Raw genomic sequence first — 19727 nt, forward strand, 5'->3', positions numbered from 1 at the left:
CACAGCCTGCTGCCGGGCACGAGCTCATGGAAAGTGCGGATGCACCGCTGGGCCAGGTTCGGCAGAGTGGTCGCAGCGGCGCCTCGGCCGCGAGGGAGACGACGCGATGTTCCTGAGCGTGATCCTGCCTTGCTACAACGGTGGCGCGACCATCGGAGTGCAGCTGGAAGCCCTCTGTGCACAGCATTGGGAGGAGGGCTGGGAGCTCATCGTGGTCGATAACGGATCGACCGACGAGTCGATGCGCATCGTCGAACGATATCGAGCGCGCCTGCCGACACTGCGTACCTTGCAGGCCCATGTCCACGGCACGCCGCGCCTTGGCGTCGCGCACTCCTACAACACCGGCCTGGCCGCCGCCGCAGGCGACGCGTTCGTGTTCTGCGAGGCAGACGACGAAGTCGCGCCCGGTTGGCTGCACGCCATGGGCACGGCCCTCGGCCGGCATGACTTCGTTGCCGCGCGCCTGGACCACCGCAAGCTCAACCCGCACTGGCTGCATCCGCGGGAAGGCGAGGGATACCAGTCCGCGCATCTGTCCCGCATGTCCGGATATCCGTACCTCGCGCACGCGAGCGGGTGCAGCTTCGGGCTGCGGCGCGCGGTGTGGGAACGTGTCGGTGCGCTCGAGGTGCGGCTGCCCTACGTGGCCGACACCGACTATTCGTGGCGTGCCCAGCTCCAGGGCTATTCGCTCCACCTTGTTGCGGACGCGCTGATCCATTACCGGGAGCGGCACAGCGCGCGAGCGCGGATGCGCCAGGGCCGCAACTGGGGAGGCGACTACGTGCGCCTGCTGCAGCGCTATGGCTGGCAGCGGCCAGCGGGACTGCCTGCGCGGCGGCTGCTATGGCTGCTGCGCTGCCTTCCCCGGGGGGCAGCGCTGCTGCTCGGGTCGGCTCTGGCCGAGCAGCACCGCCAGCAGTTTGCCGAATGGGCGTGGAGCTTCGGCTGGTCCTGGGGCGAATTCGTCGCCTCGCTCGACGCGCCCGAGCCTGCACGTTCGGACCTGCTGGCGCTGGCGCAGGAGCACGCCCGGGTACAGGGCGCGTCGGCCGCGAACCCGCGGCCCCACTGAAGCCGCCCACGCCGCCGGCAGGCATGCCGCGGCATGCTGTCTGAGCATGACCGCACCCGCAAACCGCGGCCATGCGTTCCTCCTGAGCGGAGGGGACCGTGCCCTGCGCAGGCCGCGCATCCGGCAGCGGTGAGCGCGCCTCTCGCCGGCCGCGCCGGACCGATCAGTCCGCCGTGATATTCGCAGCCTTGATGGTCTTGGCCCAGAACTCCGTCTCGCGCTTGACCTGGGCGTCGAGCTGTTGCGGCGGCAGGTAGCGCAGCTCGATGCCGGCGTTGTCGGCGCGGGTCTTGGTCTCGGGCTGCTCGAGCGCCTGCTTCACGGCGGCCGAGAGCTTCTGCACCACGTCGGGCGGGGTCGCGGCCGGCGCGAAGAGGCCGACCCAGGCCTCCAGCTCGAAGCCCTTGAGGCCGGCCTCTGCCGTGGTCGGTACCTCGGGCAGGCCGGGGTGGCGGCTCGTGCCGGTCACGGCCAGGCCCTTGAGCTTGCCGTTCTTGATGTGCTGCATCACCGACGGCGGCGTGGTGATGAAGACCTGCACCTGCCCCGAGAGCACGTCCTGGATGGCCGCGCCCGAACCCTTGTACGGGATGTGGACCATCTGGGTGCCGGTCTGCGTCTTGAACATCTCGGTGCCGATGTGCGCCAGCGAGCCGTTGCCCTGCGACGCGTAGCTCAGCTTCCCGGGGTTCTTCTTGAGGTAGTCGATGAACTCGGCCAGCGTGTTGGCCGGCACCGAGGGGTGCACCGCGATCACGTTGGTTCCGGCGGTGGCCAGGGCCACCGGGGCGAAGTCCTTCTGGGCCCAGGGCAGCTTGGCCGAGAGCGAAGGGTTGCCCACGTGGTAGGCGGAGTACGAGGCGAGCAGCGTGTGCCCGTCGGCCGGCGCGCGGGCCACGTGCGCATACGCCACGTTGCCGCTGCCGCCGGGGCGGTTGTCGACCACCACGGATTGCCCCAGCACCTTGGCGATGCCGTCTGCCACGATGCGCGCCGAGCCATCGACGATGCCGCCCGGCGGGTTGGGCACGATGATCGAGACCGGCTTGCTCGGAAAGCCCTGCGCCGCGGCGAGGCCCGCGAACGCGGTGGTGGTGGCAGCTGCGAAGGCCGCGCGCAGGAAGGGACGTCGTTGCATGGTGGTGTCTCCAGGGGGGGTAATCAATAACGGCCGGACAGCAGTGCGCCGGCGTCGGGAACGCGGCGCTCCAGCCCGAGGTGCTTGAGCAGGGACCAGGTGGTGCAGACGGCGCTCGAGACCACCGGGAGTCCGCTCGCCTGCTCGATGAGGGGCACGGATGCGAGCGAGGGCATCTGCACGCAGGCCGACGCCACGATGGCATCGGCGCCCTGCACGTTCAGGCGCTTCCACAGCTCGGCGGGCGCACGCGGGTCGCGCGCGCCGACGGCCAGGTTGTCCGGAATCTCGAGCGAGACGCTGTCGATGACCTGGATGCCTTCGTTCTCGAGGTAATCAATCACCAGCCGGGTCAGCGGCTTCATGTAGGGCGCAATGATCGAGACGCGCCGCGCGCCGATCGCCTGCAGGCCTTCGACCAGCGCGCCGGCGCTGGTGGTCACCGGGGCGTCGCCGCCGTTGCCCGCCGCCACCGCACGCAGCCGCTGCTGCGACTGGCGGTGGTAGCCCAGGCCCATGCTCATGATGGCGACCAGGCAGGCGTACCCCATCACGTCCATGCGGGCGTCGGAGAGTTCGAGGGCGCAGCGGTCGGAGTCGCGGTCCATCGCCGCGAGCTGCTCTTTCGTCACTTCCTGCATGCGCATGCGGCTCGCATGGAAGGTGAAGCGCTCCGGCAGCACCGCTTCGCGCGCGCGCAGCATGGCCGGGATCTCGGTCTCCATCGTGGTGTTGGAGCTGGGGACGATCAGTCCCACGCGGTATGTACGTGACATTTCAGGCTGCCTGAAGCTGGTTCTGGAGTTCCGACACGGAGGCCGGGACGGGGTGCAGGTCGCGGCTGCGGCCGGCCTTGGCGACCTGGCCGGGCACCTCGTGGCCGACGAGCGCGGGCAGCGCGCGGGCGATGTCCAGCAGCCGCGGCAGGTCGATGCCGGTGTCGCAGCCCATCTCGTGCAGCATGTGGATGGCGTCCTCGCTGCAGATGTTGCCGCTCGCCCCCGGCGCGTAGGGGCAGCCGCCCAGGCCGCCCAGCGAGCCGTCGAAGCGGACGATGCCGGCCTGCACCGCGGCCAGCACATTGGCCAGCCCCATGCCCCGCGTGTTGTGGAAGTGCAGGGTGAGCTGCTGCCCGGCGAAGCGCCGCTGCAGCGTCTCGGCCATGCCCGCCACCTGCGCCGGGTGGGCCATGCCCGTGGTGTCGCAGATGGTGAGGCCGCGCACGCCGAGATCGACGAAACGCGCAGCCCAGGCCAGCACCTCGTCCTGCGGCACCTCGCCCGCCATCGGGCAGCCGAAGGCGGTGGACAGGGAGACGTTCACCGGCTTGCGCCCATCGACCAGGCGGATCACCTCGGCCAGGCCGGCGAAGCTCTTCTCACGCGGCATGCGCAGGTTGGCCAGGTTGTGCAGCTCCGAGGTGGACATCACGAGGTTGAGCTCGTCGGCGCCCGCGTCCAGCGCGCGCTCGGCGCCCCGTTGGTTCGGCACCAGCACGGTGTACTCCACGCCCGGCACGCGTCGGATGCGGGCCATCACCTCTTCGGCGTCGCGCAGCATCGGGATCGCCTTGGGCGAGACGAAGGCCGTGACCTCGATTTTCGCGTAGCCGCACTCGCCGAGCGCATCGACCAGGGCGATCTTGCTTTCGGTCGGGATGAAGGTCGGCTCGTTCTGGAAGCCGTCGCGCGTGACGACCTCGTTGAAGTGGATGCGTGGCATCGTCATGCGCTGTCTCCCTTGAGGACGCCGCGGTCCTGCAGCGCCTGGATCTGTTCGTGCGTGAGGCCGATCTCGCGCAGCACGGCTTCGGTGTCCTGGCCAACCGCGGGCGCATTGCGGCGGTGGCTGCCCGGGGTGCGCGAGAGCTTGGGCACGATGCCGGGCACGGTGAGCGTGGCGCCGTCCTCGAGTTGGATTTCCTGCAGCATCCCGCGGGCGAGGTAGTGCGGATCGGCCGCGATGTCGGCCACGGTGTAGATCTTGCCGGCCGGTACCGCCGCCGTGTCGAGCGCCGCGAGGGCCGCATCGACATCGCGGGCGAGGGTCCAGGCGCCGATCGCCCGGTCGATCTCGGCCACGCGGGCCACCCGGCCGGCGTTGTCGGCCAGGCCGGGGTCGGTGCCCAGGTCGTCGCGCCCGATCAGGCTCATCAGCCGGCGGAAGATGCTGTCGCCGTTGCCGGCGATCAGCACATAGCCGCCGTCGCCGCAGAGGTAGGCGTTGCTCGGCGCGATGCCGGGCAGGGCGCTGCCGCCGGGGCCGCGCACCGCACCGAAGGCGCTGTACTCGGGCAGCAGGCTCTCCATGCAGTTGAAGACCGCTTCGTACAGCGCCACATCGATCACCTGGCCGCGGCCGGAGCGGGTGCGCTCGTGCAACGCCAGGAGGATGCCGATGACGCCGTGCAGCGCGGCCAGCGTGTCGCCGATGCTCACGCCCACCCGCACCGGCACCCGGCCAGGCTCGGCCGTGAGGTGGCGCAGTCCGCCCATGGCCTCGCCGACCACGCCGAAGCCCGGGCGGTTGCGGTACGGCCCGGTCTGGCCATAGCCGCTCACCCGCAGCACGATCAGGCGCGGATTGCGTTCCTGCAGCACCTCGGGGCCGATGCCCCAGCCCTCCAGCGCGCCCGGCCGGAAGTTCTCGATCAGCACGTCGGCCTCGTCGGCCAGGCGGCGCACCACCTCCTGGGCCTGCGGATTGCGCAGGTCGAGCGCGACCGAGCGCTTGTTGCGCGACTGCACCTGCCACCACACCGAGGTGCCGTTGCGGACCAGGCGCCAGTTGCGCAGCGGATCGCCCGCTCCCGGCGGCTCGACCTTGATCACGTCGGCGCCGAAATCCGCCAGCGTCTTGGCGGCGAACGGGCCGGCGATCAGCTGGCCGAGCTCGACGACGCGCAGACCGGCGAGGGGGCCGGCCGGGGCGGCGGCCGCGTCTGGGGAGCCGGTCGTGCCCGGCGCATGCGTGCTGTCCATGGGGCGCAGTGTGGCGGGCGCCGGCGCCGCGCGTCCATTGCTATTGCGTTGCGCGAGCTTTCGCTTTTTGCGAAGGCTGCGCCAGGAAGGCGAGCAGGTCCTGCACCGCTGGCTCGACCGCGCCGTCGCGTGTGGCCACCAGCAGGTCGCGCGTGGCCCAGGCGTCGGACAGGGGCCGGGCGTGCAGCTTCATCGGGCCCATCAGCGGCCGCACCGCGTTGTGCGGCAGCACGGCGATGCCGAGCCCCGAGGCGACCAGGTGGCACACGGCGTCGAAGCTGCGCACCTGCATGCGGATGCGCAGCGGCCGGCCTGCCGCGAGCGCGGTCTGCTGCTGCTTGAGCAGGAGCGCCGCGCCATCGCTGAGCGTTACCCAGTCTTCGTCCAGCGCCTCGCTGAAAGCGAGCGGCCCGCGGCCGACCAGCCGGTGGCCGCGCGGCAGCACCAGCACCAGTGCATCGCGCCGGAAGACGCGGCAGGCGAGCCCCGTGGTGTCGGGCCCCTCGGCGAAGACGCCCACGTCGGCGCGGCCCTCGCGCAGCGCCGCGACCACTCCCGTGGACAGCTGCTCCTCCAGCTCCACCCGCACATGGCGGGCGCGGCTCGCGTATTCGGCCAGCAGGGGCGGCAGGAACTGGTTGATCGCGGCGGTGTTGGCACACAGGCGCACGTGCCGGGCGATGCCCTGGCGCAGGTCGGACAGCTCGGTGGCCATCTGCTCCATGCTTTGCAGCAGCGCGAGGCCGTGCCGGGCGAACACCGCGCCCGCCGGGGTGGCCCGCAGGCCGCGCCCGTGGCGCTCGAACAGCGGCTCGCGCACGGCATCCTCCAGCTCGCGCAGGCGCCGGCTGGCGGCCGCCAGCGCCAGGTGCGAGGCGCCGGCTGCCGCACTCAGGCTGCCCAGGCGCACGCAATCGACCACCAGGCGGATGGAGACCAGGTCGAAGCGCGCGAGGTTGTAGGCGGTGGTCATGGGCGGCGGCAGCTTACGATACGCGCCGCATGCGACTCGACGACCTGCTGTTTTCCCAAGGCTTCGGCACCCGGCGCGTCTGCGCCGGCCTCATCCAGCAGGGGCTGGTCACGGTGGAGGGCGCGATCTGCGACGATCCCGGCGCCGACGTCCAGCCCGAGGGGCTGGGATACACCGTGCAGGGCGTGCCCTGGCTCTACCAGCGCCTGGCCTACGTGATGCTGCACAAGCCGGCCGGCACCGAGTGCTCGCAAAAGCCCTCGACCTATCCCAGCGTCTACACCCTGCTGCCGGCGCCGCTGCGCCAGCGGCCCAACAAGGGCGCCGTCAACGGCGTGCAGGCGGTGGGCCGGCTCGACCAGGACACCACCGGGCTGCTGCTGCTCACGGACGACGGCAAGTTCATCCACCGCATGGCCTCGCCACGCCACCACGTCCCGAAGGTGTACGAGGTCGTCACGCGCCACCCGGTCGATGCGGCTCAGCTGGGGCGGCTCCTGGAGGGCGTCCTGCTGGAGGACGAGCGGGTGCCGGTGCGTGCCGCCGCCTGCGAGCAGACCGGCGAGCGTGCGTTGCGCATGACGCTCACCGAGGGCAAGTACCACCAGGTCAAGCGCATGGTGGCCGCGGCGGGCAACCGGGTGGAGGCGCTGCACCGCTCACGCATCGGGGTGCTCGAACTTCCGCCTGAGCTGGAACCGGGGCAGTGGCGCTGGCTCACGGAAGCCGAGGTGCGCGCGCTGATGGCGGCGCCGGCGCCGGCGCGGGCAGGCGCGGCCGGCTGATGCCGGCACCGCCAGGCGCTCGCGGCTAATCCTTGCCCGCGAGGAAGTCGGCGATCGCGCGGGTCACCGCGTCGGGCTGGTCGCGGTGCGGCGAGTGCCCGCAGTCGGGCACCACCAGGGTTTTCATCGGCCCGGCGGTGGGCGCGATCTCCTCGATCTGGCGCAGCGTGCCGTAGGGGTCCTGCACGCCCTGGATGGCGAGCACCGGCGCCGCAATGCGCCGGCAGTCGGGGCGGATGTCGAAGCCGCGGAAGGCCTCGCTCAGCCACACGTCGTTCCATTGCCAGAAGGCGCCGTCCACGTCGGCGTGGAAGCGCGCCAGCCGCTCGCGCAGCCCGGCGCCCTCGAAGGCGTCGCGCGCCTGCTCGATGGAGCGCACCGAGACATCTTCCACGATCACGTGCGGGGCCATCACGATGCAGGCGGCGACCGGATGGCGGCTGGCGTGCAGCAGCGCGATGCTGCCACCGTCGGAATGGCCCACCAGCACCGGCCGCTCGATGCCGAGCGCAGCCAGCAGCCTGGGCAGCACCTCCCAGGCCTCGCGGTGCATGTAGTCGGGGGTGAGCCGGCCGGCGCCGCGCACCTGCGGCACCGCGTCGGAGGCTCCGTAGCCACGCCGCGAATACACCACGCCTGCGCGGCCGGTTTCACGGCACACGCGGGCCGGCCAATCGCGCCACATGGCCACCGAGCCGAGGCCCTCGTGCAGAAAGACCAGCGGTGCGCGGTCGCCCTGCGCCGAGGCGTTTTCACGCCGGATTTCGAGCCTCACGCCGTCGATATCGATGCTGCCGTCCATCGCAGGAATGTTACGGGAAGCGCCGGCGCGCGCGGCTACACTTGCGCACCTCCCGCACGCCCCGCCGTCCCCCCCGTGATCCGCTTTATCCGCCATTGCGCCATGACCCTGGGGCTGGCCGCCTCGCTCACGGCGCTCGCGCAGGCCCCCGCGACCCCTGGGCCCAGCCCCGCAGCGGCCACCGCGCCTGCTGCCGCAGCACCGGCAGCCGCAGGTGCCACGCGGCCGAAGACGGCGGGTACTCCCGCGGCGGCGGCGCCCGCGTCCCCACGCCCGGCGGTCGCGCCTGCTGCGCCGGCCTCCGCAGCTGCGGGTGCAAAGGGTCCGGCAGCGGCGGCTGCCAGCGCTCCCGCAGCGCCAGCGGCCGCAGCGCCTGCAGCTGCGGGCGTGGCCGTCTCCCCCGCGGCTGCCGCGAAGGCGCCGATCTTCGTGCTGAACTCGCAGGACGCCAACGTGAGCGTCATCGATCCCGTCACCTGGACGGAGCTGCGCCGCCTGCCCAGCGGCAAGGAGCCGCACCACCTGTACATGACGCCCGACGAGAAGTCGGTCATCGTGGCCAACGCCGCTGCGGACTCCCTGACCTTCATCGACCCGCGCACGGCCGAGGTTCAGCGCACCGTGCGCGGCATCGTCGATCCCTACCACCTGCGCTTCTCGCCCGACATGAAGTGGTTCGTGACGGCGGCAAACCGCCTCAACCACGTCGATGTCTACCACTGGGACGGCAAGGAGCTGCAGCTGGCACGCCGCATCGCCACGGGAAAGACGCCCAGCCATATCTGGATCGACAGTCGCAGCGTCACGGCCTACGTCACCATGCAGGACAGCGATGAGCTGGTGGCCATCGACCTGCCCAGCCAGACGCTGAAGTGGCGGGCCAAGACCGGCCCCATGCCGGCCGACGTGTTCGGCACCGCCGACGACCGCTTCCTGCTGCTGGGCATGACCGGCAGCGACCACGTCGAGGTCTGGGACCTCTCCGGCCGCGAGCCGCGCGTGACCAAGCGCATCCCCACCGGCGCCGGCGCGCACGCCTTCCGCTCCGCGGGCGACCGCCGCCACGTGTTCGTGAGCAACCGGGTCGCCAACACGGTCTCCAAGATCGACCTGCAGTCGCTGCAGGTGGTCGATAGCTTCGACGTGCCGGGCGGTCCCGACTGCATGGAGCTGGCCGCCGGCGGCAAGCTGCTGCTGGTGACCTCGCGCTGGGCCCGGCGCCTGAGCGTGATCGACACCGAAACCCGCAAGCTCGTCCGGCAGGTGCCGGTGGGCAAGTCGCCCCATGGCGTCTGGACGCTCGATCACGTTCGCCCCTAGGCGCGCGGTACTCGCGGCCGCGCTGTCGGCGGTGTGCGTCCACGCCGCCGCCGCGCCGTCCTGCGCCAGGCCCGTCTATCTCACCTTCGACACCGGCCACATGGGCGTGGCGCCGCTGGTGGCCGAGGTGCTGGCGCGCCAGCAGGTGCGGGTCACCTTCTTCGCGGCGCACGAGCGCACCCGTGAGGGCGACGGCAGCCTCGGCGCGCACTGGGCCGGCTGGTGGAAGGCGCGCGCCGCCGAAGGCCATGAGTTCGCCTCGCACACCTTCGACCATGTCTACTGGCGCGCCGACCTGCCGGACGGGCGCTTCCGCATGCAGGCCTCGGCCGGGCCGTTGGAGGGCCAACGGCAGACCTGGACCGAAGCCCAGGTGTGCGCCGAGATCGACCGCGCCGCGCAGCGCCTGCGCGAGCTCACCGGACGCGCACCACTGCCGCTGTTCCGCGCACCGGGCGGCAAGACCTCGCCACGCCTGCTGCAGACGGCACGCGGCTGCGGCTATGCGCACGTGGGCTGGTCCGCGGCCGGCTTCCTGGGCGATGAGCTGTCCAGCGAGAGCCATCCCAACGCGGCCCTGCTCGAGAAGGCCCTGCGCACGGTGCGCGGCGGCGACATCCTCATGGCCCATCTCGGCATCTGGTCGCGACGCGACCCCTGGGCACCGGCGGTGCTGGAGCCCCTGATCGTGGGGCTGAAGGAACGCGGGTTCTGCTTTCGCACGCTGCGCGAGCATCCCGACTATCGCGCCTGGATCGCGGCGCGCGAGTGAGCACCATGGACACGCTCGAATCCCTGTTCGGCACGGGACAGCAGTGGCTGTTCGAGGCGGCGGTGCAGCCGCTCATGTTCGCCTTCGGGCTCGGCAACCTGCTCGAAGACGGCTTCGTCGCCACCGGTTGGCTGCTGGTCGGGCTGCTGCAGCTGCTCGTGATGCTGGCCCTCATCGCTCCGCTGCAGCGCTGGCGGCCGGTCGAGCCGCTGAGCGACCGGGCGGCGGTGCGCACCGACATCGCCTACACCCTGGTGCACCGGCTGGGCCTGTTCCGCGTTGCGCTGTTCTTTACGGTCGAGCCGCTCTTCGACCAGCTGTTCGGGACCCTGCGCGTGGCGGGATGGAGCACCTTCCACCTCGACCAGCTCTGGCCCGGCGTCACCGACCAGGCGTGGGTCAGCCTGCTGATCTACCTCGCGATCTTCGACTTCGCCGACTACTGGATCCATCGGGGGCAGCACGGCCTGGGATGGTGGTGGAAGCTGCATGCGCTGCATCACTCGCAGCGCCAGATGACGATGTGGAGCGACAACCGCAACCACCTGCTGGACGACCTGATCCGCGACAGCCTGCTGGTGCTGCTGGCGCAGGCGATCGGCGTGGCCCCGGGGCAGTTCGTCGCCGTGGTGGCGATCACGCAGCTCAGCGAGAGCCTGCACCACGCCAACGTGCGCCTGTGGTTCGGCCGCGTGGGCGAGCGGCTCTGGGTCAGCCCGCGGTACCACCGGCTGCACCACAGCGTCGGCCTGGGCCACGAGCGGCGCGGCCGCGGCAGCCTGGGCGGACACAACTTCGCCGTGCTGCTGCCCGTCTGGGACCTGCTGTTCGGCACCGCCAACTTCGAGCACCGCTACGATCCGACCGGCATCCGCGACCAGGTCGAAGCCGGCCGCGACTACGGACGCGGCTTCTGGTCGCAGCAGTGGCTCGGGCTCAAGCGCCTGGCCGGCAAGGCCTGAGGCCCTCACCATCCTTCCCATGAGCGCATCCAACGAATTCGGCCTCGTCATCGTCGGCGACGAGATCCTCTCGGGCAAACGGCTCGACAAGCACATGCCCAAGTGCATCGAACTGCTGACCGCCCGGGGCCTGCAGCTGGCCTGGGCCGAGTACGTGGGCGACTCGCCCGAGCGCATCACGGCAATCCTGCGCCGTGCTTTCGCCGCGGGGCACCCGGTGTTCTGCTGCGGAGGCATCGGCGCCACGCCCGACGACCACACCCGCCAGTGCGCCGCGCGTGCGCTGGGCGTGCCGCTGGCGTTGCACCCGGAGGCGGCCGTCCTGATCCGCGAGCGCATGCAGGACGTTGCGCGCGAGCAGGGGGTCCCCTATGAGCCCGACCGCGCCGACAACCAGCACCGCCTCAACATGGGCGTCTTCCCCGAAGGGGCTCGCATCATCCCCAACCCCTACAACAAGATCCCGGGCTTCAGCGTCGGCGACCTGCATTTCCTGCCCGGTTTTCCGGTGATGGCCTGGCCGATGATGGAATGGGTGCTCGAGCAGCACTATCGGCCGCTGTTCGGCCAGGGCGCTTACGTGGAAAAGTCCGTCATCGTGCACGGCGCCATGGAGGCGACCCTCACGCCCTTGATGGAGGCGGTCGAGCGCGACCATCCGGCCATCAGGGTGTTCAGCCTGCCCAGCGTCGATCATCCGCAGTGGGGCCGCCACATCGACCTCGGCGTCAAGGGTGCCCCGGGCGCCGTCGAGCCTGCGTACGCCCAACTGCTGTCGGGTCTGCGGGCGCTGTCCGTGCCCCTCGGACCCGAGTTGGTGCGCGCGAATGGTGCGATAAGCTAGCTCGCCTCTCTTTTGTGCACTGACTTGGTGCAAACGCGCCGAGTTGGTGCGTCGAATGCCGCCCGAGCCCAAGCGCGCCATGCACCAGCAGGTGGCACAGAACCTGCATTCCGCAGCCCGTCTTTGAATCAGCAACCAACCATCGAACCAGGAGAAACCTGATGGCAGCCAAGACCGTCGCCGACGTGATGAAGATGGTGAAGGACAACGAAGTCAAGTTCGTCGACTTCCGCTTCACCGACACCCGCGGCAAGGAGCAGCACGTTACCGTGCCCGTCTCGCACTTCGACGAGGACAAGTTCTCCTCGGGCCACGCCTTCGACGGCTCGTCCATCGCCGGCTGGAAGGGCATCGAGGCCTCCGACATGCTGCTGATGCCCGACCCGGACACCGCCAACATCGACCCCTTCTTCGAAGAGACGACGATGTTCCTGTCGTGCGACGTGCTCGAGCCGGGTGACGGCAAGGCCTACGACCGCGACCCGCGCTCCATCGCCAAGCGCGCCGAGGCCTACCTCAAGGCGTCCGGCCTGGGCGACACCGCCTTCTTCGGCCCCGAGCCAGAGTTCTTCATCTTCGACGACGTCCGCTGGGGCGCCGACATGTCCGGCTCCTTCGTCCACATCGACGAGTACGAGGCGCCCTGGAACACCGGCAAGCAGATCGAAGGCGGCAACAAGGGCCACCGTCCGACCGTCAAGGGCGGCTACTTCCCGGTGCCCCCGGTCGATAGCACCCAGGACATGCGCGCCGAGATGTCCCTGATCCTCGAATCGCTGGGCATCCCCGTCGAGGTGTTCCACCACGAAGTGGCCGGCGCCGGGCAGAACGAGATCGGCACGCGCTTCAACACGCTGGTGCGCCGCGCCGACTGGACCATCCTGCAGAAGTACGTGATCCAGAACGTCGCCAACGCCTACGGCAAGACCGCCACCTTCATGCCCAAGCCCCTGGTGGGCGACAACGGCTCGGGCATGCACGTGCACCAGTCGGTCTGGAAGGACGGCAAGAACTTGTTCGCCGGCGACGGCTACGGCGGCCTGTCGGACTTTGCCCTGTACTACATCGGCGGCATCATCAAGCACGCACGCGCGCTCAACGCCATCACCAACCCCGGCACCAACAGCTACAAGCGCCTGGTGCCCGGCTTCGAGGCACCGGTGAAGCTGGCCTACTCGGCGCGCAACCGCTCGGCGTCCATCCGGATTCCCTTCGTGTCCAACCCGAAGGGCCGCCGCATCGAGGCGCGCTTCCCCGATCCCCTGATGAACCCCTACCTGGGCTTCGCGGCGCTGCTGATGGCGGGCCTGGACGGCGTCGAGAACAAGATCCACCCGGGCGAGGCGGCCACCAAGGACCTGTATCACCTGCCGCCCGAAGAAGACGCGAAGATCCCGACCGTCTGCCACAGCCTCGACCAGGCGCTCGACTACCTGGACAAGGACCGCAGCTTCCTCACCAAGGGCGGCGTGTTCACCGACACCATGATCGACGCCTACATCGAGCTGAAGATGGCCGAAGTCACGCGCTTTCGCATGACCACGCACCCGATCGAGTTCGACATGTACTACAGCCTGTGATGGCGGGCAGGCGGCGCCACTGCGCGCCGCCGTGACAAAAGGGCGGCCGAGGCCGCCCTTTTCCCTTTCGGGCGGGACTGCTCGGCATGGCGCTGCAGAGTTCCGCCATACTTCCGACCCATGCGCAACCAGGGACCCACCACGATGCCGTTCGCCATCCTGTTCGCCGCTCTCGTTGCCCTGTCGGCAAGCGACGCGCTGGCCCAGACCCGCGTCTTCCGCTGCGGCAACACCTACACCAACGACGCCGTCGATGCCAAGGCGCGCGACTGCAAGCCCATGGACGGCGGCAACTTCACCGTGATCGAGGGCACCCGCGTCCTGACACCGCCGGCCCGCACGCCGGGCACCGCCCCCGCGGCCGCCACCTCCTCCGCCACCTCCGCCACCGCGCCCGCGGGCCAGGCCGACCCGGCGAGCCAGCGCGTGGACAGCAACGAGCAGCGCGCCCGGGACGCCGACGCCCGCCTCATTCTCGAAGCGGAACTGAAGAAGGCCGAGGCACGCCAGGCCGAGCTGCAGAAGGAATACAACAACGGGGTGCCCGATAAGCTCGGCCCCGAGACCCGCAACCACCAGAAATACCTGGACCGTGTGGCCGAACTCAAGGCGGCCATTGCCCGCAACGAAGCCGACATCGCCGGCATCCGCCGCGAGCTTTCGCGGCTGACCGCCTCCCGCTAGAGCGCCGGTGGCCTCGCCGAGCGCACCCGCCGGGCCTACCGCGGCCGAGTTCCAGCCATTCGACCTGCTGGCCACGCTGGTGGCCGTGGTGCGCTTCGAAGGCACCGTGCTGTTCGCCAATGCGGCACTGGAAGACGCTCTGGGGCTGTCGCGCCGCAGCATCGAGGGCTCGGATTTCGCGCAGGCCTTTACCGATCCGGCGCCCCTGCGCACCGCGCTGCAGGGCGCCCGCAGCAACGATTTTGCGGTGCTGCGCTACGACGCGGCGCTCGCTCGGCACGCCGGCGAGCCGCTGTCGGTGCACGTGGTGGTGGTGCAGACCGAGCGCCCGGGCGAAGTCGTCGTCGAGATGCTGCCGCTGGAGCAGCAGGCCCGCCAGGAGCGCGAGGAGCGCCTGATCGACCAGGCGCTCGCGAACAAGGAGCTCATTCGCAACCTCGCGCACGAGATCAAGAACCCGCTGGGCGGCATCCGCGGCGCGGCGCAGCTGCTCGAGATGGAGATCGACTCGCGCGAGCTCAAGGAATACACCCAGGTCATCATCCATGAGGCCGACCGGCTGCAGACGCTGGTCGATCGGCTGCTCGCTCCGCACCGCCGCCCCCACGTGGTGGGCGACGTCAACATCCACGAGGTTTGCGAAAGGGTTCGTTCGCTGATCCTGGCGGAGTTCCCGCGCGGGCTGCGCGTCGTGCGCGAGTACGACACCTCGCTGCCGGAGTTCCGGGGCGACAAGGAACAGCTGATCCAGGCGGTGCTGAACATCGCGCACAACGCCTGCCAGGCGCTCGCCGAACGCATCGTCGCAGGCGACGCCGAGCTGCGACTGCGCACCCGCATCGCGCGGCAGGTCACCTTCGGCAAGCAGCGCTACCGACTGGCATTGGAATTGCATGTCATCGACAACGGACCCGGCGTGCCCCCGGCCATCAAGGACCGCATCTTCTACCCGCTCGTGTCGGGCAGGGAAGGCGGCTCCGGCCTCGGACTGACACTGGCGCAGACCTTCGTGCAGCAGCACCACGGCCTGATCGAGTGCGACAGCGTGCCGGGCCGAACGGATTTCAAGATACTGATTCCGTTGCCTTGAACCGCATGCCCTGAGGGAGGACAACGCATGAAGCCGATCTGGATAGTTGACGATGACCAATCGATCCGCTTCGTGCTGGAGAAGGCGCTGCTGCGCGAAGACCTGCCGACCCGCAGCTTCACCAGCGCGCGCGAGGTGCTGCAGGCGCTCGAGGGCGAGTCCGACGCGCAGGGGCCGCAGGTGCTGGTCAGCGATATCCGCATGCCGGGCGGCTCGGGGCTGGATTTGCTGTCCAAGGTGAAGGAGCGTCATCCGGGCCTGCCCGTGATCATCATGACGGCGTACTCCGACCTCGACAGCGCCGTCTCGGCATTCCAGGGAGGCGCCTTCGAATACCTGCCGAAGCCTTTCGATCTGCCCAAGGCCATCGAGCTGATTCGCCGCGCCGTGGAAGAAAGCCTGCGCGAGCAGGTAGCCGAGGAGCGCATGGCGGCGGCGCCCGAGATGCTGGGCCAGGCGCCGGCCATGCAGGACGTGTTCCGTGCCATCGGACGGCTCTCGCAGAGCAACGTGACCGTGATGATCACGGGCGAGTCGGGCTCGGGCAAGGAACTGGTCGCGCGTGCCCTGCACCGCCACTCTCCGCGCGCCGGCGGGCCCTTCGTGGCGATCAACACCGCAGCCATCCCGAAGGACCTGCTCGAGTCCGAGTTGTTCGGCCACGAGCGTGGCGCCTTCACCGGGGCGCAGACCATGCGGCGCGGCCGCTTCGAGCAGGCCGAGGGCGGCACGCTCTTTCTCGACGAGATCGGCGACATGCCGTTCGACCTGCAGACGCGGCTCTTGCGCGTGCTGTCCGACGGCCACTTCTATCGCGTCGGCGGACACAACGCGGTCAAGGCCAACGTGCGCGTGATCGCCGCCACCCACCAGGACCTCGAGCAACGCGTCAAGGACGGGGTGTTCCGCGAAGACCTGTTCCACCGGCTGAACGTGATCCGGCTGCGGCTGCCGGCGCTGCGGGAGCGGCGCGAGGACATCCCCATGCTGGCGCGGCATTTCCTGCAGCAGTCGGCCAAGCAACTGGGCGTGGAGCCCAAGCGCATCTCGGATTCCGCGCTGGCCCGGCTCGCCTCCTTCGCGTTCCCCGGGAACGTGCGCCAGCTCGAGAACGTGTGCCACTGGCTCACCGTCATGGCCCCGGCGCAATTGATCGAACCCAAGGACCTGCCCCCCGAGGTGCTGGGCGCCCCCGCGCAGCCGGCCGCTGCACCCGACGGTGCGGCCGCCGCGCCGTCGGCGCCGGATCTGCACGCGGGTGCGCTGCCGCAGCAGGTGGGCGGCGGCGGCGCAAGCCCGCTGCCCGCCCACGCCGCGACGGCGATGGGTCTGCCCGCCAGCTGGGAGAGCGCATTGGAAGCCGAGGCGCAGGCCCTGTTGTCCAGCGGTCGACACGACGTCTGGGAGGAACTCAGCCGGCGCTTCGAGTCACGCCTGATCCTCACGGCGCTGCACAACACCCGGGGCCGGCGCATCGAAGCGGCCCAGAAACTCGGCATCGGCCGCAACACCATCACCCGCAAGATCCAGGAACTTGGCCTCGAAGGGTGAGGCGCCGTGAGGGGGCGACCGTCTGCGTGCCACGAGCGGAAGCGGAAGATCGGCAGCCGATCGCAGCCTTAGCGCGTGCGCGACGTGGCGGACGCGATGCGGCCAGAGACCGGCACCGCGGGCGGGCGGCTTCGCCGGGTGCTGCCGGCTCTCGCGTGCGCCGCAGGTCAGGGCTCCAGCGCCAGCGTCACCGTCACCGGGGCGTGGTCGCTCGGCTGCTTCCACTTGCGCGGTGTTCGGTCGATGCTGCAGGCGCGCACGGCTGCGCGCAGGGGTTCGCTCACCAGGATGTGGTCGATGCGCAGCCCGCGGTTCTTCTGGTAGCCGAGCATGCGGTAGTCCCACCACGTGAAGCTCTTCTCGGGCTGCTCGAACAGCCGGAAGCTGTCCACCAGGCCCAGCGCGAGCAGCTGCTGGAAGTGCGCGCGCTCGGGCGTGCTGTGGTGGATGGTCTCGTGCAGGCCGACCGGATCGTAGGAGTCGCGGTCCTCCGGGGCGATGTTGAAGTCGCCGAGCAGCACGAGCCGCGGGTGGCGGCGCAGTTCCTCGGCCATGTGGCGCTGCAGGCCATCGAGCCAGGCCATCTTGTAGGCGAACTTCTCCGAGCCCGGCGCCTGCCCGTTGACGAAGTACGCGTTGACGATGCGCAGGGGCCCGGAGGGAAGCGCCAGCGTCGCGCCGATCACGCGCGAGGCCGGGTCATCGAGGCCGTCGATGTTGCGCACCACGCCGTCCAGCGGTGCGCGGCTGAGGATCGCAACCCCGTTGTAGGTCTTCTGCCCGAACACGGCACAGTGGGTGAAGCCGGCCTCCTGCAGGGCCATCAGCGGAAACTTGTCCTCTGTGAGCTTGAGCTCCTGCAGGCACAGCACATCGACCGGGTTGGCGGCCAGCCAGTCGAGCACGTGCTGCAGGCGGGCGGTGAGGGAGTTGACGTTCCAGGTGGTGATCTTCATGGCGGCAGCATGGTGGGCATCGGTGGGACCTGCCTTCGCCGCTCGCCTGGCGGCGGCGCGACGGGCGGCGGTCAACGCGGTCGAACGATAGCGCAGAGCGAGGCAGGCGTGAGCGCAGCGGCCGGCGGCAACGTGGCGCAGACGTGCTCAAGCCGGCGGGTCGGCGCTGGTGGCGGAGACGCGGCTCGCCCGCAGCACCTTGGCGAGCTCCTGCACATCGATCGGTTTGCCGATGTGCGCGTCGAATCCGGCTTCCCGGGCGCGGCGCTGGTCCTGGTCGCTCGCGAAGGCGCTGAGCGCCACCGCCGGAAGGCGCGCCACCGAGGGATCGGCATGCGCGCGCATGCGCCGCACCAGCGCGTAGCCGTCCATTCCGGGCATGCCGATGTCGCTGAGAAGGACGTCCGTCCTGCGCCTGTCCAGCGCATCCAGGGCCTCCTGGGCATCCGAAGCCAGCTCCACCTGCGCCCCGCACTGCGTCAGCAGCTCGTGCAGGAGCTGGCGCGCATCGGGCTCGTCGTCCACCACCAGCACGGTCCAGCCGCCCAGGTCGGGCAGCGTGCTCGCCTGCGACGAAGCCGCGACCGTCCCGGAGCCGCGCGGCCGCACGGGCAGCTCGTGTGCGACAGCTGCCGGCAAGCGGACGGTGAAGGTCGCGCCGAGGTCGGTGCCCGGGCTGGTGGCCTCCACGTGCCCGCCATGCAGCTCGACCAGTTGGCGCACGATGGCCAGGCCGAGTCCGAGTCCGCTGTGGTGCCGCGTGGTCGAGGAGTCCGCCTGGCGGAAGCGCTCGAAGACATGGGGCAGGAATTCCGGAGCGATCCCGCAGCCGGAGTCGGACACGCTGAAGACGACCGAGCCTTCGGTGCAGCGCAGCGCTACCTCGACGCGGCCGCCGGCCGGGGTGAATTTCACCGCGTTGGACAACAGGTTCCACATGATCTGCTGCAGTCGGGTTGCGTCGCCCCAGAGGGGGGCGCAGTCGAGCGACAGATGGCTGCTGATCGTCAGATCGCGGGCCAGGGCGGTCGGTCGCGCCGCCTCGACCGCGGCCTGGGCGATCGGCAGCGGATCGAGCAGCGCGCGCTCGAGTCGCACCTTGCCCGAGACGATGCGGCTCATGTCCAGCAGATCGTCGATCAGCTGTGCCTGCAGGCGCGCGTTGCGTTCGATCGTGTCCAGTCCCTTGGCCAGCGAGCGCGCGTCGTGCTTGGCGCGCAGCAGTTGCACCCAGCCGAGGATCGCGTGCAGCGGCGTGCGCAACTCGTGCGAAAGCGTGGCGAGGAATTCGTCCTTCACGGTCCCGAGCCGCTCGGCTTCGGCGCGGGCGGCGCGCTCTCGGTCGAGCAGCACCTGCCGCTCCTGGGCGGTCTGCTGCGACAGGGCCAGCACCTGGTTGCGCGCCTCCAGGCGCGCGTCATAGACCGAGGTGAGCAGGGCGATGCACAGCACCGCCAGCGTGGCGACGATCACGAGCACGGCCAGCTGGGTGAGCGTGAACTGCCCCGTGGCGGCCAGGCACACGCTGTCGAGTGGGAACCGCGCGGCGGCCATGCCGGTGTAGTGCATACCGACGATGGCCAGGCCCATCACCACCGAAGCCGCCGCGCGCGGAACCCAGAGGTGGGGGCCGCGCCAGTCGCGCAGACGCGATGCGATCCACAGGGATGCGCCGGCTGCCGCGACGGCGATGGCCACCGACGCTGCGACCAGGAGCGGGTCCCAGGCGATGCCCGGCTGCATGCGCATCGCCGCCATGCCGAGGTAGTGCATCGCATTGATGCCGGCGCCGATGAGGACGGCGGATGCGAGCAGACGTAGCCAGTGCAGCGCCGCACGGCTGAGCTGCCAGAGGGCCACCGCCGACGCGGCCACCGGCAATGCCCACGAGAGCAGCGTGATCTGCAGGTCGTAGCCCAGGGGAATGGGCAACTGGAACGCCAGCATGCCGATGAAATGCATGGACCAGATGCCGGTGCCCATGGCGAACGCCCCGCCGGCGATCCACCAGGCGGCGGCGCGCGTGGATGCGTGGACGACCCGGCCCGCCAGCGCCAGCGTGGTGTAGGACGCGAACATCGCCACGAGGACCGATACGAGGACGAGGGCGGGATCGTAGCGACCGGCAAGCATGGAATGGGGCAGGGCCAGGTTGAAGAATGCAGGAGGAGCTCAGTGACCGGGGAAGCGCATGGAGTCTGGCGCGGCCAT

18 protein-coding genes are annotated in these 19727 nt (G+C 70.3%); 10 read left to right on the plus strand and 8 right to left on the minus strand.

Going from position 1 to position 19727, the window contains the following annotated elements; all coding sequences use genetic code 11:
• Positions 1-106: 106 nt before the first annotated feature.
• The gene (locus tag WG922_RS12505; RefSeq protein ID WP_340282983.1) at positions 107-1078 is read left to right on the plus strand and encodes a glycosyltransferase family 2 protein; all 972 of its coding nucleotides are present in this window, start codon (positions 107-109) and stop codon (positions 1076-1078) included.
• A gap of 163 nt (positions 1079-1241) precedes the next feature.
• Here the strand turns inward: WG922_RS12505 and WG922_RS12510 are convergent, their stop codons facing one another.
• The 5 genes from WG922_RS12510 to WG922_RS12530 are packed head-to-tail and all read right to left on the minus strand — an operon-like array spanning position 1242 to position 6170.
• On the minus strand, positions 1242-2216 hold the full coding sequence (locus WG922_RS12510; protein ID WP_340282984.1) for a Bug family tripartite tricarboxylate transporter substrate binding protein: 975 nt from the start codon (positions 2214-2216) through the stop codon (positions 1242-1244).
• 23 nt (positions 2217-2239) lie between these two features.
• Positions 2240-2992, minus strand: a complete 753-nt coding sequence (locus WG922_RS12515) for a maleate cis-trans isomerase family protein (protein WP_340282985.1) — start codon at positions 2990-2992, stop codon at positions 2240-2242.
• Between the two features lies 1 nt (position 2993).
• On the minus strand, positions 2994-3938 hold the full coding sequence (locus WG922_RS12520) for a hydroxymethylglutaryl-CoA lyase (protein WP_340283222.1): 945 nt from the start codon (positions 3936-3938) through the stop codon (positions 2994-2996).
• Positions 3939-3940: 2 nt separating this feature from the next.
• Positions 3941-5197 (minus strand): CaiB/BaiF CoA transferase family protein, encoded by a 1257-nt coding sequence (locus tag WG922_RS12525; RefSeq protein ID WP_340282986.1) that lies wholly within the window; start codon positions 5195-5197, stop codon positions 3941-3943.
• 40 nt (positions 5198-5237) lie between these two features.
• Positions 5238-6170 carry a LysR family transcriptional regulator gene (locus WG922_RS12530; RefSeq protein ID WP_340282987.1) on the minus strand — a complete coding sequence of 311 codons (933 nt, stop codon included), beginning with the start codon at positions 6168-6170 and terminating at the stop codon, positions 5238-5240.
• 29 nt (positions 6171-6199) lie between these two features.
• On the opposite strand from WG922_RS12530, the gene WG922_RS12535 reads away from it, so the two are divergent.
• A complete protein-coding gene (locus tag WG922_RS12535) occupies positions 6200-6955 on the plus strand; it encodes a pseudouridine synthase (RefSeq protein WP_340282988.1) in 756 nt (251 codons plus the stop codon).
• Positions 6956-6980: 25 nt separating this feature from the next.
• Here the strand turns inward: WG922_RS12535 and WG922_RS12540 are convergent, their stop codons facing one another.
• Positions 6981-7757, minus strand: coding sequence for an alpha/beta fold hydrolase (locus WG922_RS12540; RefSeq protein WP_340282989.1), 777 nt, complete (start codon positions 7755-7757; stop codon positions 6981-6983).
• Between the two features lie 387 nt (positions 7758-8144).
• Here WG922_RS12540 and WG922_RS12545 point away from each other — a divergent pair, with 387 nt between their 5' ends.
• The 8 genes from WG922_RS12545 to ntrC all read left to right on the plus strand — a co-directional run bounded on the left by WG922_RS12545 (position 8145) and on the right by ntrC (position 16560).
• Positions 8145-9077: a YncE family protein gene (locus tag WG922_RS12545; protein ID WP_340282990.1), complete on the plus strand. Its 933-nt coding sequence runs from the start codon at positions 8145-8147 to the stop codon at positions 9075-9077.
• Positions 9043-9849 carry a polysaccharide deacetylase family protein gene (locus tag WG922_RS12550; protein ID WP_340282991.1) on the plus strand — a complete coding sequence of 269 codons (807 nt, stop codon included), beginning with the start codon at positions 9043-9045 and terminating at the stop codon, positions 9847-9849. The genes WG922_RS12545 and WG922_RS12550 overlap by 35 nt, the downstream gene beginning before the upstream one ends.
• Before the next feature lie 5 nt (positions 9850-9854).
• Complete coding sequence (locus WG922_RS12555; protein ID WP_340282992.1) at positions 9855-10811, plus strand: sterol desaturase family protein; 957 nt, start codon at positions 9855-9857, stop codon at positions 10809-10811.
• A 19-nt stretch (positions 10812-10830) separates the two neighbouring features.
• Positions 10831-11655, plus strand: coding sequence for a competence/damage-inducible protein A (locus tag WG922_RS12560; RefSeq protein ID WP_340282993.1), 825 nt, complete (start codon positions 10831-10833; stop codon positions 11653-11655).
• Between the two features lie 161 nt (positions 11656-11816).
• Positions 11817-13235 (plus strand): type I glutamate--ammonia ligase, encoded by a 1419-nt coding sequence (gene glnA, locus WG922_RS12565; protein WP_340282994.1) that lies wholly within the window; start codon positions 11817-11819, stop codon positions 13233-13235.
• A gap of 120 nt (positions 13236-13355) precedes the next feature.
• Positions 13356-13919, plus strand: coding sequence for a hypothetical protein (locus WG922_RS12570; RefSeq protein WP_340282995.1), 564 nt, complete (start codon positions 13356-13358; stop codon positions 13917-13919).
• A 7-nt stretch (positions 13920-13926) separates the two neighbouring features.
• Complete coding sequence (gene glnL, locus WG922_RS12575; protein ID WP_340282996.1) at positions 13927-15009, plus strand: nitrogen regulation protein NR(II); 1083 nt, start codon at positions 13927-13929, stop codon at positions 15007-15009.
• Between the two features lie 27 nt (positions 15010-15036).
• Positions 15037-16560 (plus strand): nitrogen regulation protein NR(I), encoded by a 1524-nt coding sequence (gene ntrC / locus WG922_RS12580; RefSeq protein WP_340282997.1) that lies wholly within the window; start codon positions 15037-15039, stop codon positions 16558-16560.
• A gap of 167 nt (positions 16561-16727) precedes the next feature.
• On the opposite strand, the gene WG922_RS12585 is transcribed toward ntrC, so the two are convergent.
• Together WG922_RS12585 and WG922_RS12590 are read right to left on the minus strand one after the other, a co-directional pair.
• Positions 16728-17516, minus strand: a complete 789-nt coding sequence (locus WG922_RS12585) for an exodeoxyribonuclease III (RefSeq protein ID WP_340282998.1) — start codon at positions 17514-17516, stop codon at positions 16728-16730.
• A gap of 147 nt (positions 17517-17663) precedes the next feature.
• A complete protein-coding gene (locus WG922_RS12590; protein ID WP_340282999.1) occupies positions 17664-19649 on the minus strand; it encodes a hybrid sensor histidine kinase/response regulator in 1986 nt (661 codons plus the stop codon).
• Between the last annotated feature and the right edge of the window lie 78 nt (positions 19650-19727).

This window comes from Ramlibacter sp. AN1015 (genome assembly GCF_037726105.1).
Classification (GTDB): domain Bacteria; phylum Pseudomonadota; class Gammaproteobacteria; order Burkholderiales; family Burkholderiaceae_C; genus Ramlibacter.